Origin of the sequence: Devosia sediminis (genome assembly GCF_016411825.1) — a bacterium.
Taxonomy (GTDB): domain Bacteria; phylum Pseudomonadota; class Alphaproteobacteria; order Rhizobiales; family Devosiaceae; genus Devosia; species Devosia sediminis.
Genome location: NZ_JAEKMH010000002.1, coordinates 988,935 through 1,002,702, shown reverse-complemented (window position 1 = coordinate 1,002,702; position 13,768 = coordinate 988,935). Strand labels below are relative to the sequence as shown.

General features: G+C 63.4%; 15 protein-coding genes. 8 read left to right on the top strand and 7 right to left on the bottom strand.

All coding sequences use genetic code 11. From position 1 onward, the window contains the following. Positions 1-37 precede the first annotated feature (37 nt). Both JEQ47_RS12110 and JEQ47_RS12105 read left to right on the top strand, forming a co-directional pair. On the top strand, positions 38-1,294 hold the full coding sequence (locus tag JEQ47_RS12110) for a cytochrome P450 (protein WP_198876648.1): 1,257 nt from the start codon (positions 38-40) through the stop codon (positions 1,292-1,294). Between the two features lie 14 nt (positions 1,295-1,308). Further along, positions 1,309-1,752, top strand: coding sequence for a hypothetical protein (locus JEQ47_RS12105; protein ID WP_198876647.1), 444 nt, complete (start codon positions 1,309-1,311; stop codon positions 1,750-1,752). A gap of 60 nt (positions 1,753-1,812) precedes the next feature. Here the strand turns inward: JEQ47_RS12105 and JEQ47_RS12100 are convergent, their stop codons facing one another. After that, a complete protein-coding gene (locus JEQ47_RS12100) occupies positions 1,813-3,186 on the bottom strand; it encodes a dicarboxylate/amino acid:cation symporter (protein ID WP_198876646.1) in 1,374 nt (457 codons plus the stop codon). Between the two features lie 170 nt (positions 3,187-3,356). Then, positions 3,357-3,998 carry an SdpI family protein gene (locus tag JEQ47_RS12095; protein ID WP_198876645.1) on the bottom strand — a complete coding sequence of 214 codons (642 nt, stop codon included), beginning with the start codon at positions 3,996-3,998 and terminating at the stop codon, positions 3,357-3,359. A gap of 125 nt (positions 3,999-4,123) precedes the next feature. Here JEQ47_RS12095 and JEQ47_RS12090 point away from each other — a divergent pair, with 125 nt between their 5' ends. Together JEQ47_RS12090 and JEQ47_RS12085 are read left to right on the top strand one after the other, a co-directional pair. Beyond that, on the top strand, positions 4,124-4,705 hold the full coding sequence (locus JEQ47_RS12090) for a hypothetical protein (protein ID WP_198876644.1): 582 nt from the start codon (positions 4,124-4,126) through the stop codon (positions 4,703-4,705). Between the two features lie 71 nt (positions 4,706-4,776). After that, complete coding sequence (locus JEQ47_RS12085) at positions 4,777-5,625, top strand: NmrA family NAD(P)-binding protein (protein ID WP_198876643.1); 849 nt, start codon at positions 4,777-4,779, stop codon at positions 5,623-5,625. Positions 5,626-5,817: 192 nt separating this feature from the next. Here JEQ47_RS12085 and rpsI read toward each other — a convergent pair whose 3' ends face one another. The 3 genes from rpsI to JEQ47_RS12070 form a co-directional block, all read right to left on the bottom strand. Next, positions 5,818-6,297: a 30S ribosomal protein S9 gene (gene rpsI / locus JEQ47_RS12080; protein WP_198876642.1), complete on the bottom strand. Its 480-nt coding sequence runs from the start codon at positions 6,295-6,297 to the stop codon at positions 5,818-5,820. 1 nt (position 6,298) lies between these two features. Continuing rightward, complete coding sequence (gene rplM / locus JEQ47_RS12075) at positions 6,299-6,763, bottom strand: 50S ribosomal protein L13 (RefSeq protein ID WP_198876641.1); 465 nt, start codon at positions 6,761-6,763, stop codon at positions 6,299-6,301. 139 nt (positions 6,764-6,902) lie between these two features. Further along, on the bottom strand, positions 6,903-7,964 hold the full coding sequence (locus JEQ47_RS12070) for a COX15/CtaA family protein (RefSeq protein ID WP_407931780.1): 1,062 nt from the start codon (positions 7,962-7,964) through the stop codon (positions 6,903-6,905). A 78-nt stretch (positions 7,965-8,042) separates the two neighbouring features. On the opposite strand from JEQ47_RS12070, the gene JEQ47_RS12065 reads away from it, so the two are divergent. Together JEQ47_RS12065 and JEQ47_RS12060 are read left to right on the top strand one after the other, a co-directional pair. Further along, positions 8,043-8,258 carry a DUF2842 domain-containing protein gene (locus JEQ47_RS12065; protein WP_198876640.1) on the top strand — a complete coding sequence of 72 codons (216 nt, stop codon included), beginning with the start codon at positions 8,043-8,045 and terminating at the stop codon, positions 8,256-8,258. Continuing rightward, entirely contained in the window at positions 8,242-8,553 is a 312-nt protein-coding gene (locus JEQ47_RS12060; RefSeq protein WP_198876639.1) for a hypothetical protein, read from the top strand. The genes JEQ47_RS12065 and JEQ47_RS12060 overlap by 17 nt, the downstream gene beginning before the upstream one ends. Position 8,554: 1 nt before the next feature. Here the strand turns inward: JEQ47_RS12060 and JEQ47_RS12055 are convergent, their stop codons facing one another. Beyond that, on the bottom strand, positions 8,555-9,595 hold the full coding sequence (locus JEQ47_RS12055; RefSeq protein ID WP_198876638.1) for a polysaccharide deacetylase family protein: 1,041 nt from the start codon (positions 9,593-9,595) through the stop codon (positions 8,555-8,557). A gap of 13 nt (positions 9,596-9,608) precedes the next feature. Beyond that, positions 9,609-11,924, bottom strand: a complete 2,316-nt coding sequence (locus tag JEQ47_RS12050) for a GumC family protein (protein WP_198876637.1) — start codon at positions 11,922-11,924, stop codon at positions 9,609-9,611. 152 nt (positions 11,925-12,076) lie between these two features. Here JEQ47_RS12050 and JEQ47_RS12045 point away from each other — a divergent pair, with 152 nt between their 5' ends. Both JEQ47_RS12045 and JEQ47_RS12040 read left to right on the top strand, forming a co-directional pair. Then, positions 12,077-12,628 (top strand): polysaccharide biosynthesis/export family protein, encoded by a 552-nt coding sequence (locus JEQ47_RS12045; RefSeq protein WP_198876636.1) that lies wholly within the window; start codon positions 12,077-12,079, stop codon positions 12,626-12,628. Next, entirely contained in the window at positions 12,629-13,762 is a 1,134-nt protein-coding gene (locus JEQ47_RS12040) for a glycosyltransferase family 4 protein (RefSeq protein ID WP_198876635.1), read from the top strand. Positions 13,763-13,768 lie beyond the last annotated feature (6 nt).

Below are 13,768 nucleotides of genomic sequence, written 5' to 3'. Positions count from 1 at the left end.
TGACCAATCGATCAAAGCCTCTCAGCCCCGAAGACCCATGGCCGCCATTATTCAAGTCAAGCCGATCACCGATGTCCCGCAGCACTTGAGCGCGAGCGCGCAGCCGCAGGATCCGGCCTTTTTCCAGAACCCCTACCCATTTTATGCCCAACAGCATGCCGGTCACCCGGCCTTCTTCTGGAAAGAGTATGGCCACTGGTGCTTTTCGGATTTCCGATCGGTCAGCGCCCTGTTACGCGACAAGCGTTTCGGCCGGGAAATCCTGCATGTGGCGACGCGGGAAGAGATCGGTCTGCCCGAGCCCAAACCGCATGTGGCCGATTTCGACCTCACGGAAAAACACTCGCTCCTCAATCTGGAGCCGCCGGACCACACCCGGTTACGGACTCTGGTCAATCGCGCCTTCGTGTCGCGCCAGGTGGAGCAGCTACGCCCGCGCATCCGGCAGCTTGCCAATGAGATGATCGACCGCTTTGAAGGCGAAGAGAGCGTCGACCTCATCAAGGCGTTCGCCGCGCCGATCCCGGCCATCGTCATTGCCGAAATGATCGGGCTGTCGGCGGAGATGGCGCCGCAACTACTGAATTGGTCCAACCGCATGGTGACCATGTACATGTACAATGTCAGCCGCGAGACCGAGCTCGACGCCAACCAGGCGGCAGCGGATTTTATGGCCTATCTCCGCAGTGTCATCGCCGAGCGGCGCAAGGCGCCCCGGGAAGACCTTCTCAGCCACATGCTCACTACCGACCGCGATGGCGACGTTCTCAGCGATGAGGAGGTGATGTCGACCGCCATCCTGCTGCTCAATGCCGGCCATGAGGCAACCGTGCATACGACTGGCAACGGGGTCAAATCGATCCTTGAAAGCGGACTTGATCCGCAGAGCCTGTTCGCTACGCCGGAGCAGGCCGAGAAGACCGTGGAAGAATGTCTGCGCTTCGATGCGCCGCTGCATCTGTTCACGCGCTATGCGCTCATGGATACCGAGGTGGACGGCATTTCGCTGCGCAAGGGCGATGTTATCGGCCTGATGCTGGGCGCGGCCAACCGCGACCCGGCGCGCTTCGCCAATGCCGGCACGTTCGATCCATTCCGCACCGACGGGGCGAATGTCAGTTTTGGCGCCGGCATCCACTTCTGCATCGGCGCACCCCTGGCAAGGATCGAACTACAGGAATCGATGGGGGTGTTGTTTCAGCGCCTGCCAAAGCTCAAGATTGTCGAAACCCCCAGGTATGGTAACGTTTACCACTTCCATGGGCTCGAACGACTGATGGTGGGGTGGAGATGAAATCGCGGATACTTATGGCGACTGCTGTCGGCGCGCTGCTTATGGGGACGACACTGGCACAGGAACTGGTGTTTTCTTCCGCGCCGTCGGCGGGGCTCGCCCATGCCAAGGCCGCCATGTCGGAAGAAAGCGGCGTGCCGAACGAGTTCGTTTCGGTGGCGCATGTCGATTTCAACGATGACGGGCGCGACGATGTGTTCGCGTTTTCAGAGAACAGCTATTTCTGCGGCTCGTCCGGGTGCGATCCGCGCATCTATATCGCCACCAAGAAGGGCGGCTGGCAGGAAGTGCCGATTGGCGGCACGGTCTTGGCCAACAGCGCGCCGGGTGAGTGGTTCCTGACCAATAGCTGGGTCAATGACTGGCGCGTGCTGGCGCTAGAGCGCAACGGCGTGGACGAGGTCGTGCTCTCCTGGGAAAACGGCGTTTACCTGGCTGAAGAGCCGGAGTGCTGCTGATCGGTGGCACAAGAAAAAGGGGGCCTTGCGGCCCCCTTCCCTTGATGCATTTGCTTCGGCTTACTGCGCCGGGACGGCTTCCGCTTCGGCGTCGAGATTTTCGACGCTCTCGCCGCGGTCATAGACGGCCTGGTTGAGGAGGCCCTGGCGCTTGGCCACGATGGTCGGGATCAACGCCTGACCGGCAACGTTGACCGCGGTGCGGCCCATGTCGAGGATCGGGTCGATGGCGAGCAGCAGGCCGACGCCTTCGAGCGGCAGGCCGAGGGTCGACAGAGTCAGCGTGAGCATGACGGTGGCGCCGGTGAGGCCGGCCGTTGCAGCCGAACCGATGACGGCCACGAAGGCGATCAACAGATAGTGCTCGATGCCCAGCGAAATGCCGAAGAACTGGGCGACGAAGATGGCCGAGATCGCCGGGTAGATCGAGGCGCAGCCATCCATCTTGGTGGTGGCGCCGAGCGGCACGGCAAAGGCGGCGTATTCACGTGGCACGCCGAGGTTCTTCTCGGTAATGCGCTCGGTAACCGGCAGCGTGCCGATCGACGAACGCGAGACGAAGGCGAGCTGGATGGCCGGCCAGGCGCTCTGGAAATAGCGGATTGGATTGAGCCCATTGGCCTGGAGCAGCGCGGGATAGACCACGAAGAGCACCAGGGCGAGACCGATATAGATGGCCGCGGCGTACCAGCCGAGCTGCGCCAGGGCATCCCAGCCATAGACCGCCACGGCATTGCCGAGCAGACCGATGGTGCCGATGGGCGTCAGGCGGATGACCCACCACAGGACCTTGTGGATGATCTTGAGGAAGGAGCGGTTGAAAGCCAGGAAGGCATCGGCGGCCGGGCCGACGCGCAGTGCCGCGATGCCGATGACGATCGACACGATCAGGATCTGCAGCACATTGAAATTGAGGCTGGTGGTCGCGCCGCTATCGGAAACACGGGTCGATGCCTGAAGGCCGATGAAGTTCGACGGGATCAGGCCCTTGAGGAAATCGAGCCAGGAACCGGTCGAGGACGGCGCGCGGGCGGCTTCGGCGGCGACGGCAGTATGGACGCCGGGCTGGATGATGAGGCCCAGCGTTATGCCGATGACCACCGCGATCAGCGCGGTGATGGCGAACCACAGCAGCGTCTGCCACACCAGCCTTGCCGCATTGTTGAGTTCGCGCAGATTGGCGATGGAGGCGACAATGGCGGTGAACACCAGGACCGGCACCAGGGCGCGCAGCAGCGATACGAAGGATGAGCCGACCGTCGCGAGGGTCTGGGTCAGCCAGTTGGCATTGCCAGCGGCATCGGGCCCCATGGTGCGGGCGATGTAGCCGAGGATGAGGCCGATGACCATGGCGGCCAGGACCTGAAATCCGAAATTGAGGTAAAGCGGCTTGGGCGCGCGCGGAGCGGAGCCGGCCGAAACAGCGGTGGGCATTCGATTGGCCTTTCAGGAGACGGAGACTCACTGCTCAAAATATGAGCAAAAAGCCTCGTGATTGACCAGAGACTACGCCGGTAGGCCGCCGAATTCAGCGCATGGCATTGCGTTCTCACGCGGTTGGAATGGATTATTCTGCCCCGAAATGCGCAGGGCGCAGCAAGGGCTTATCGCAGCGGCCGTGTCAGGAGGGTCAGCATCCCTGCAAAGAGAGGCAGGCCTAACAGACTCGCTCCCAAGGCAAGGCTCAGGATACCGGGCCCGGGATCGGTCCATGCCAGCCAGGCAAGGACTATGGCAGCGGCGCCGGCGGCAAGGCCGCTCGTGCGGTGGACCAGGGTCCAAGCACGATCCGAGCGGATTGGCCACGGCATCCTAAGGCCGGCGTAGGAGTGGCGTTCGGCCTCGAAGATCACCACTGCCAGCACCAGGAGCGTCGCCGCCAGGCCGAAGGCCGTAATGCGGAACATATCGAAATCCGAGCCGATGCCGATCAACAGCAGGCCCGCCTGGCAGGCCGTGGCAACGGCGAGGAGCAAGGTCAGCGCCGGGTCGAGAATGTGCCGGACCTTGGCCAAATGGTTCCTGGTCAGGGCCCGACCGAGAACAAAGAAGCCCGTTATCAGCACGATCTCGATCAGCGGGGGCACGGCAAGGGCAAGATCACGCGGCCAGAGCCAGTCGGCGCTGCTGCCATGCCAGTGTGCGGGAAAGGCAAAATGCGGCGGAATGTGCATCACAGCCACGCCGGCGATGGCCAGCGTGACGCCGAAAAGCAGGAGGTGGAAGCGGGTGACGAGGCTGGGCATGACGAGCTCTGAAGACGCCCTTCATATGGAAGCCCGGCCACGCGTTGACCAGTGGGAATAGAATATTCCTGCGGCCGGCCTTGATCGGTCCCGGTGATATGGGCACATGCAGCTTGGGGGGAAGCATGCACAAGGCGCTGATCGGGGCAGGAATCGTGGGCGTGGGCGCGGTGGCGGCTCTTTCGGCTCTGTGGCTGGCACCCCCGCTGAGATTGGTCGCGCCAACCCTGTTCGGTGTCACCTGTGCGGATCGGATCTGCGTTGAACGGGCCAACGACCTGCCGCAAGCACGGGCCCTGATCAAGGCTGCAATCGACGATTTAGAGGATCAGATTGGGCTGGCCGTGCCTGAACTCGCTGTCGTGCTGTGCCGGACGGAAGCGTGCTATCGCGGTTTTGGCGGCGGCGCCGAGCGGGCGATCTCGTTTCCATTCCTCGGCATGCTGATCGCCGGGCGATCATGGCAGGACTACATCGTGCGGCACGAGCTGATCCACTGGCTGCAGTTCGAGCATTTTGGGGCCGTGGAGACCATGAGCTATCCCGCATGGTTTCGCGAGGGAATGGCCTATGCATTGAGCGATGCGCCCGCATGGGATGTGCCGCAGCCGTTCAAGCCCTGGGCCGACCAGTTCGTCACGTGGCGCGGCGACCGCACGATCAACGACATGTTTCTCCAAAAACCGGTTCTCGACGCCATCCCCTGACACCGTATGTCATGGACGCGTGAAACTCTTGGCTCTCCATCGCATTGGCGACAGCAAATGGAGGAGAACTCATGTTCATCGTTCTGGGAGCCACGGGCCATGTCGGGTCGCAGGTCGTGAAAGGGCTTGGCGAGGCGGGGAAGCCGGTGCTTGCCGTGGTGCATAGCGCCGAGCGGGCGCGCGAGCTGGAGGCCGCTGGCGTCGAACCGGTGGTGGCAGATGTGCGGGACAGGGGGAAGCTCGGCGCCGTCTTTGCGCGCGGGAACCGCGCCTTCCTCCTCAACCCGCCGGGCGACCCGACTGGCGACAGCAATCGCGCCGAACTCGAAACCGCGCGGTCGATCACCGATGCCCTTCATGGCAGCGGGCTGGAAAAGATCGTCGTTGCCTCGACCTATGGTGCGCAGACGGGCGACAGTATCGGGGACCTATCCACGCTGCATGACTTCGAGCAGCGGGCACTGGCGAGCGGGATTCCGGCATCGATCAATCGGGCGGCCTACTATTTCACCAATCTCGACATGCTGGTGGATGCAGCCCGCGAAGGTGTGGTGCCGACGGCATTTCCTGAAGATTTCGTGCTGCCCATGGTGGCGCCCGAGGATATCGGACGAGCAGCGGTCGAACTGCTGCTGACTGGAGTGGATGATGTCGGCGTCACTTATGTCGAAGGCCCGGAGCGCTACAGCTTTGGTGACGTCGCCGCTGTTCTCTCCCGACTGCTCAAGCGCGATGTGGCTGTCGCGACGACGCCGCGCGAGCAGTGGGAGGAGAGTTTCCGGCAAGTGGGGTTTTCGGAAGCGTCGGCGCGGAGTTTCGCGCGTATGACGGCGGCGACGCTGGATAATCCGGACCTGCCGGAAAGCCCGTGGCGAGGGCGGGTGGGGCTGGAGGAGTATCTGGCCCAACTGATGCGCTAGCGAACAATCGCTTCGATCGAGCCTGACGACAGATGGATTGCCCGGTCGAGCCGGGCAATGACGGTGTAGGGGTTCGCTTTCCATCACCATCGTCACCACCCGACTTGATCGGGTGGTCCATTTTTTGAGCAGAGCCACAAAACAAAAAAAGGGCCGCTTGCGCGGCCCTTTCGTATTCGGAGTTCCTGAAGCTTAGCGCTTGGAGAACTGGAAGGAGCGGCGGGCCTTGGCCTTGCCGTACTTCTTACGCTCGACGACGCGGCTGTCGCGGGTCAGGAAGCCACCCTTCTTCAGAACCGGACGCAGGGTCGGCTCGAAGTAGGTCAGGGCCTTGGAGATACCGTGACGGACGGCACCGGCCTGACCGGACAGACCACCACCGGCGACGGTGACGTTGACATCATACTGATCGAGACGCTCGGAAGCGACGATCGGCTGCTTGACGATGAGCTGCAGCACCGGACGGGCGAAGTACTTGGCGAATTCGCGGCCGTTGACGGTGACAGTGCCCTTGCCCGGCTTGATCCAGACGCGAGCGACGGCGTTCTTGCGCTTGCCGGTGGCATAGGCGCGGCCGAGGCTGTCGAGCTTCTGGGTGTGGACCGGAGCGGTGTTGACCGGAGCGGCAGCGGAGGTGCCGAGGTCTTCGAGGGAGTTGATGGTTTCAGCCATATTACTTCACCCGGACGTTCTTGGAGTTCATCGCAGCGACGTCGAGCTTGGTCGGGTTCTGCGCTTCGTGGGGGTGCTCGGTACCGGCGTAGACGCGCAGGTTCTTGAGCTGGGCGCGGGTCAGCGGACCACCCGGCATCATGCGGCGAACGGCGTTTTCGAGGACGCGGTTCGGGAAGCGGCCTTCCAGCAGCTCTCGAGCGGTGCGGTCCTTGATGCCACCGGGGAAGCCGGTGTGCCAGTAGAAGCGGTGCTGGTCGAGCTTGCGACCTGTCAGCTTCACCTTATCGGCATTAATGACGATGATGTTGTCACCCATGTCCATGTGGGGGGTGAAGGTGGGCTTGTGCTTGCCGCGCAGACGCGAGGCAATGATCGAAGCCAGGCGGCCCACGACGAGGCCATCGGCGTCGATCAGGATCCACTTCTTTTCGATCTCGCTCGGTTTTGCCGAGTACGTGCTCATATCGAAATCCTCAAAATTCAAGCAGCCGGCCCACGCAGGGACCGGCCAGTTCGGCGGCGTCTCTAGGGGAGATTCCCGGAGCCGTCAACACCCAATAATTTTGTCTTGAAAAACAACGGGTTACAGTTGCGGTATTATATTACCGCACTCTGCGCATGTCGGCAATATAGGCGACTGAAAGGCCCGCTAGCATGAAGGCCAGGGCCTGATGGCCGACGGCGAGGCCGATGGGCACGCTGGCCAGCAGCGTGGCGATGCCGAGGCCGACCTGCAGCAGGACGATGAAGGCAATGCGCGGCAGCCAGCCATGGACGCCCGCAAAGCCACCATCCCCATGGCGCTTCCAGAGCAGCCAGACCACATAGGCGACGATGAGATAGGCGATGCCACGATGGATGAACTGCACCGTCAGTGCATTCTCGAAGAGGTTGCGCCAGGCCGGATCCATGACGAAGAGACCGTTGGGGATCACGGCGCCATCCATCAGCGGCCAGGTCTGGTAGCCCATGCCGGCGTCGAGACCCGCAACGAAGGCCCCTGCCCCGATCTGCAGCACCACGGCGATCAGCAGGACGACGCCTGTCGTCAGGTGGAATGGCGTGACGCGCCCGAGGACGCGGCCGGGCGAGATCGAGCGGGCCACATAGATGAGCGCGATGAACAGGAAGCAGGCGGCCGTCAGGTGGGCGGCGAGGCGGTACTGCGACACCGAGGTCAGCTCGGTAAGGCCCGAGGACACCATCCACCAGCCCAGGGCTCCCTGAAACCCGCCAAGGATGAAGAGGCCGAACAGAGGCCATGCCAGGTCGCGCGGCAGGCGCTTCTGGAACAGGAAGACGACGAAGGGCACAAGGAAGACCAGGCCCAGGGCGCGCGCCAGAAGGCGATGGAACCACTCCCAGAAGAAGATGTACTTGAAGTCGTCGAGGCTCATCCAGGAGTTGAGCACCTGGAATTGCGGGATCTGCTTATAGGCCTCGAATTCGGCTTCCCACTCGGCCTGGTTGAGCGGCGGAATGACGCCCGACAGCGGCTTCCAGGAGGTGATGGAGAGGCCGGACTCGGTGAGGCGGGTAATGCCGCCGACCACGACAATGAGCAGCACGAAGGCGGCCAGCGAATAGAGCCAGACGCGAACCGGCCGCAGCCTGTCGCTGGCATAACTCACTTGGCCCGGTGCGGCATCTTGCATGGCGGTCACGGCTTTATTCCGGTTTCGATCAGTCTGGCGGAGTGGTAATCCTCGCCACACTTACCCGCAACAGCGTAGATGCCGCACATGACCCAGCGCAGCCGCAAATTGTTAGGCGCCTTCCTTCTCGTGGGATCGATCATCCTCTGGTCGGTGCTGGCAACCTGGATCTATCTCCTCCTGCCCGAGGGCCTGCCGGGCCTGGTGCTTATCGGCTTTTTCATCGTCGCGGGCATGGGCTGGATGTTGCCGGCCATGCCGCTGATCAAGTGGATGGCGAAGCCGGATGCGGCAAATCGATAGGCTGCTGGCGGAAAAGCTCTGGATCGTGCCGTGGTCGATCCTGGCTCTGGGCGCATTGGTGGTCATGGCAATTTATCTGGTTCTCGACACCAGCCATGGCGCGACCGGCGTCACCTGGTTCATCCTGCGCTGGTTTCATTCCGCCTGCTGGCTCTTCCTTGCCATAGCGGCGCTGGCCATGGCGAAGTTCACGCCGCTTCCGATCGGTTGGGCCAAGCCCCTCGCCATCACCGGCGGGCTTTTCTATGCTGTTTTCCTCATCACCAGCCTGATGAGCGGAACGCTGGCATTCTAGGTCAGCGCATCACCCTGCCCAATTGGGTGAAGAGCCCCCCGCTCGCGAAAACATCGACATAGCGATGTTTCTGGAAGTAGCCGTTGAGGGACACGCGCGGCAAGGCCGTGAGGCTTTCGAGGTGTTGCGGGTAGAGCCCGCCCGGTCGCGTGGTGACCGCAGTGCGGAAACCGAGTTCGCGCGCCAGGGCGAATTCCCGCGGCCCGCAGGACAGCGGCCCACCCAGAGGATAGGAAAAATGCGCCGGTCGGATGCCGAACTGCGCCTCGATGACGTCGACGGACTGGATCATTTCGTCGGCGGCCTGCTGGACCGGCAGCTTGGCCAGTTCGTAGTGGTGCACGGTATGCGCCCCGATGGTGCAGAGCGGATCGCCAGCGAATAGGCGCAATTGCTGCCAGTCCATGATCAGTTCGCGGCACTGACGATCGAGGTCGTAGCCATAGGCGGCGGTGAACTGCGCCAGCAAGGCCAGGCGCTCGGCCTCGGGCAGCTTGCGCATGCGCCAGTAGAGCCGGTTGAAAGCCTCGTTCTTCTGCGCGGTGGTGCGGGTGTCGACGTATTCGGTGTCGTCGCCCTCCGTGAAAGCGACCGCCTCTTGCCGCACAATGATGTCCTCGATCGCCTGCCACCAGAGCTGGCCGACGCCATCGACAAAAGCGGTGGGCACGTAGAGCGTGAAGGGTGCCTCGTGCGCCTGCAGCACCGGCAGGGCATATTGGAGATTGTCTCGATAGGCATCGTCGAAGGTGAGGACGATGAAGGGCCGCCCCTTGCGTGGCGCTGCCAGCCGCTCCAGCGCCTCGTCGATCGGCACCACGTCGATGCCAAGCGTGGCGAAGCGCTCGAGGCAATAATCGAGAAAGTCAGGGGTGACCTGCAGGATGGCGTTGGGCGAAAAATCCGCGGGCTCGTCGGGCAGCACCCGGTGCAGGGTCAGGATGACGCCGCGCGACCTGGACAACAGGCTGAACAAGTGCGGCATCCGCGTCAGCCAAAGCAGTTCGAAACTGGCGCGGATGGCCGTGTATTTGAGCGACATGGTCTTGTCCCGCTCAGGCGGCCACGGTTTCCCGCAGGGCCGTGATTTCGACCCGTGACAGGCCGGCATCCACAAGCGAGCGGCGCGCGGCCTCGGCGTGTTCCATGGCGGTCTCGTCATCGGCCACGAGGACAATACGCCCGCCCAATTCAGCGAAGAGGTCGAGGCTGGAACGACCGCCAACCTGGCCGGTCAGAACCACGACCACTTCGTAAATATCGCCCAGGGCCTCCACCAGGGTCTGCGGCCGGGTGGAGCGTCGATCGATCGCGACGGCACGGCCCCAGGTGACCTCGGCAAAGCCGTTGTCGGCGGACTTTTGCACCACATCGCCGAAGCTGGCGGCGCCCGAGCTGAGGTCGCTGATGCCCGCATTGCCGCCACGGCGGCCGGTGCCTGCATCAATCAGCGCAACGCTGAGGCCCTTGGCCAGTGCATCGCCCACGAGATCCTCGGCCAGGGCCGAGCTCCCCTGCCCTTCGGCGTGATCGGCCAGCAGCAGCAGATGGGTGCGCCCCAGGATCAGGTCGGAGACAAGGTCGGCATACTGAAGGACGCCAGCAGAAGCACGCGGACGCGGCGACGGGGCTGGCTTGTGCGCGGAAATTTCGGCAACGGCAGCGTCGCGACGAGCTTCCCGCACCGGCGCGGGGTCCACGACGGGCGGCTGCGCCGCCTCTGCTTCTGGCGCAACCGTCTCATCATCACGGCGCCGGGAGAGCAGATCGCCCAGCAGCGAACGGGCCGACCGGACCGGAGCCGCAGCAGGCGCAACCGGGATCGAAGGCGCGGGCTCGGCCGGCACAGGCTGGGGAGCGACGGCCACCGGAATGGGATCGGCTTCCACCGCCCAGCGCTCTTCGGGTTCCAGCTCGGCGGCATCGAAGGGCGGTTCGTCGAGAGCGTCGGTCGCAGCCTGCGGACGCGTCGCAGGGACCAGCACGCGGCCGGACATCAATTCGGCAAAGGCCACGATGCCAACCTGAATGATCACCGACAGCACGCCAACCGCGATCATGATGAGCGACGTCTTCGGCGAAGCCGGAGTTACCGAAGGGGCGGCCTCGGACACGACCCGGACGTCGGGCAGAGCCAGATTGGTATCGACGCGCGAGGACGCTTCGTTGAAGCGCAGCAGATAGGCTTCGAGCAGGTCGCGCTGGGCCTTGGCCTCGCGTTCGAGGCTATCAAGGGTCACCGTGTCGCGGGTCGCGACGGATGCGGTCGACTTGGCGCGAGCGAGTTCGGCCTGGGACGAGGCGACGAGATCGGATTCGATCTGCGCCTCGGCCTCCAGCGCATCGGCCACGCGGGCACCCTCGGTGCGGATCTGGTTATTCAGTTCGGCAATCTGCGCATTGAGGGCGCGAACGCTGGGATGGTTGGACAGCAGCGTCGCGGAGAGCTGGGCCTGCTCGCCCTGCAGCCGCGCCTTGTCTTCGCTCAAACGCTGAATGACGACCGAGTCGCGCACGTCGGGCACACTGTCGAGCGGCTGATTACGCTCGATAAGGCCACGAATGAGGGAGGCGCGCGACATAGCCGCATTGTGCCGCTCCTGCGCCGCGGTGATCTGGGCCGCAATGGTGGAGAGCTGCTGGTCGAGCAGGCTGGTATTGTTCTGGCCGACGAAGAGGTCGTTGTTGACCTTGAAATCGGCGACGGCAGATTCGGCCTCTTCGACGGAGACGCGGAGACGGTCGATTTCCGCCCGCAGCCAGCCGGAGGCATCGGCGGTGTCGGATATGGACAATTGCGCACGCCGGGTGACATGCGCTGCGGCAACGGCATTGGCGATGCGAGCGGACAGGTCCGGATCGGTGGTGCTGACAGTGACCGAGATGATGCGGGAATCACGTTCCTGGGCGACATTCAGGCGATCGTGCAGCGCCTTGAGCACGGTCTCGTCGATGCTTTCCGGCGTTGCGGCGCGACGACCGGCCAGTTGCATGATGATGCCAAGCGGCGACATGCCAGCGGCGGTGCCGTTGAATTCGGGCACGGACCGCAGATCCAGCGCATCAATGACGCCCAAAAGCGTATCGCGGGACTTGAGCAGCTCGATCTGGCTCGAAACAACACCAACTTCGTTGCCGGAGGGCGAGGGAGCCTGCTCATTGGAGGCGCGGACATAAGGATTGGACCGCGGCTCAACCAGGATGGACGAGGACGACTCATACATGCGCGGCTGGAACATCAGCACCACGAAGGCGGCAACAAGCAAAGCCAGCGTGACCAGCAAAATGCGCGGCAAGCGGCGGACAATGGCGGACAGCAGAGCCGAAACGTCGATCCGCGTATCGTCGTATGGAGACTGTTCGTAGCTCATGGCGCGCCCTCTTTAACTGTCCAAGAGGTAAGCCAGACGTGGTCAACATTCAGTTAATCAACCATGCAAGGCGCAACTAAGTGAAGCCTGCATAAGCGAAATCTTAACCATGCCCGCCCATGCTGCACCCACCTCGAAAGCTCGGGATTCTTATGCGCTGGTTACCCTTACTCGCCGTTCTCGCGTCGCTTGCCCTCACGGGTTGCGCGACCACGCGCCCCGCCACCTACCCGGTGGAAACCAAGGGGCCCTACCAGCTCGATACCGGCGACGTGCTGCGCGTGACCGTCTATGGCGATGCCGAACTGAGCAAGACCTACAAGGTCGACGACAATGGCGCAGTCTCGTTCCCGCTGGTCGGCTCAGTGCCGGTGCGGGGCGTCACCACAGCCGATGCAGCGCATCGGCTCGCCGCGGCGCTCGCCAATGGCTATATGCGCAACCCCGATGTTGCGGTTGAAATCGACCAGTACCGGCCCTTCTACATCCAGGGTGAAATCAAGACTGCGGGGCAGTTCCCCTATGTCTATGGCATGACCGTCCGCGCTGCGATCAGCACGGCTGGCGGCTATTCAGAGACCGCAGATCGCGGCAGGGCCATCGTTTATCGCCGCCACGGCAATGAAATGGTCAAGGGCGCGGTGGACCTGGATTTCCCGATTGCACCGGGCGACACGATCGTCGTGCAGGAGCGGTGGCTCTAGGTGGCTGGCGACAGTTTGCGCATCCTGCAGGTGCTGCGCGCGCCTGTCGGTGGCCTGTTCCGTCACGTCGCAGACCTGACGCGGGCGCTCGCCGCCAAGGGCCATAGCGTTGGCGTCGTGGTCGACAGCATGGCCAATGACGCGCAGACCGAAGGCTTGCTGCGCGCGCTCGAGGCCGATGCTGTGCTGGGCATCCATCGCCTGCCCATGCCGCGCCTCTTCGGGCGGGCAGACCTCAAGACACCCTTTGCGGTCAGCGCGCTGGCACAAAAGCTCAAGATCGACATCCTCCACGGCCATGGCGCCAAGGGTGGCTTCTATGCGCGACTAGCCGCCTATGGGCGGGGCAAGGCGAAGGTGTTCTACACCCCGCATGGCGGCGTGCTGCATTTTCCGGCCGACAAGGCCTCGGGACGGCTGTTCCATCGAATCGAACGGCTGCTGATGTCCAAGACCTCGGCTATCATTTTCGAAAGCCGCTATGCCGAGAAAACCTATTCGGCCCTGATCGGCGCCCCAACCTGCCGGAGCGCCGTGATCCACAACGGATTGCGACCGGAGGAATTCGTTCCGGTCGAACCGGTCCAAGGCGCCGCCGACTTCGTCTTCGTGGGCGAACTGCGCGACCTCAAGGGGATTTTTCCGCTGGTCGAAGCGCTGTCCAGGGTCAGTCGCCCGGACGGCTTGCCGGCCGATCTGGTGATGGCCGGCGACGGACCGGACCGAGCCGCGCTGGAAGCACGGCTTGCCGAATTGGGCATTGCCGAGAAGGTCAAGCTGGTGGGCTCGCGCCCGGCGCGAGAAGTCTTCGCCATGGGTCGCAACGCGGTCGTGCCGTCGCTGGCCGAGTCCCTGCCCTATGTCGTCATGGAAGCCGCTGCGGCCCGTTTGCCGGTGATATCCACCCAGGTCGGCGGCATCGGAGAGATCTTCGGCCCCACTGCCGACAGCCTGATCCCGGCCGGAAATGTCGAGGCACTGTCCCAGGCCATGACCAATATTCTGGCTGACCCAGCGGGGGCACAGCGGGAAATGCTTACGCGGCTTGCCCATATCGAGGCGGGGTTTTCCGTAGCGCATATGGCCCAGTCCATCGAAGCGCTCTATCTCGACCCTCAGAAACCCGCAGTCTGAACTAAG

Bases quoted from the DNA above. Each gene is read 5' to 3' on its own strand.
- JEQ47_RS12055 (WP_198876638.1), bottom strand. From the start codon at position 9,595: ATGTCGCTCAAATACACGGCCATCCGCGCCAGTTTCGAACTGCTTTGG.
- JEQ47_RS12095 (WP_198876645.1), bottom strand. From the start codon at position 3,998: ATGCCCAGCCTCGTCACCCGCTTCCACCTCCTGCTTTTCGGCGTCACG.
- JEQ47_RS12085 (WP_198876643.1), top strand. From the start codon at position 4,777: ATGTTCATCGTTCTGGGAGCCACGGGCCATGTCGGGTCGCAGGTCGTG.
- JEQ47_RS12090 (WP_198876644.1), top strand. From the start codon at position 4,124: ATGCACAAGGCGCTGATCGGGGCAGGAATCGTGGGCGTGGGCGCGGTG.
- rpsI (WP_198876642.1), bottom strand. From the start codon at position 6,297: ATGGCTGAAACCATCAACTCCCTCGAAGACCTCGGCACCTCCGCTGCC.
- JEQ47_RS12060 (WP_198876639.1), top strand. From the start codon at position 8,242: ATGCGGCAAATCGATAGGCTGCTGGCGGAAAAGCTCTGGATCGTGCCG.
- JEQ47_RS12110 (WP_198876648.1), top strand. From the start codon at position 38: ATGGCCGCCATTATTCAAGTCAAGCCGATCACCGATGTCCCGCAGCAC.
- JEQ47_RS12045 (WP_198876636.1), top strand. From the start codon at position 12,077: ATGCGCTGGTTACCCTTACTCGCCGTTCTCGCGTCGCTTGCCCTCACG.
- JEQ47_RS12050 (WP_198876637.1), bottom strand. From the start codon at position 11,924: ATGAGCTACGAACAGTCTCCATACGACGATACGCGGATCGACGTTTCG.
- JEQ47_RS12105 (WP_198876647.1), top strand. From the start codon at position 1,309: ATGGCGACTGCTGTCGGCGCGCTGCTTATGGGGACGACACTGGCACAG.
- JEQ47_RS12100 (WP_198876646.1), bottom strand. From the start codon at position 3,186: ATGCCCACCGCTGTTTCGGCCGGCTCCGCTCCGCGCGCGCCCAAGCCG.
- JEQ47_RS12065 (WP_198876640.1), top strand. From the start codon at position 8,043: ATGACCCAGCGCAGCCGCAAATTGTTAGGCGCCTTCCTTCTCGTGGGA.
- rplM (WP_198876641.1), bottom strand. From the start codon at position 6,763: ATGAGCACGTACTCGGCAAAACCGAGCGAGATCGAAAAGAAGTGGATC.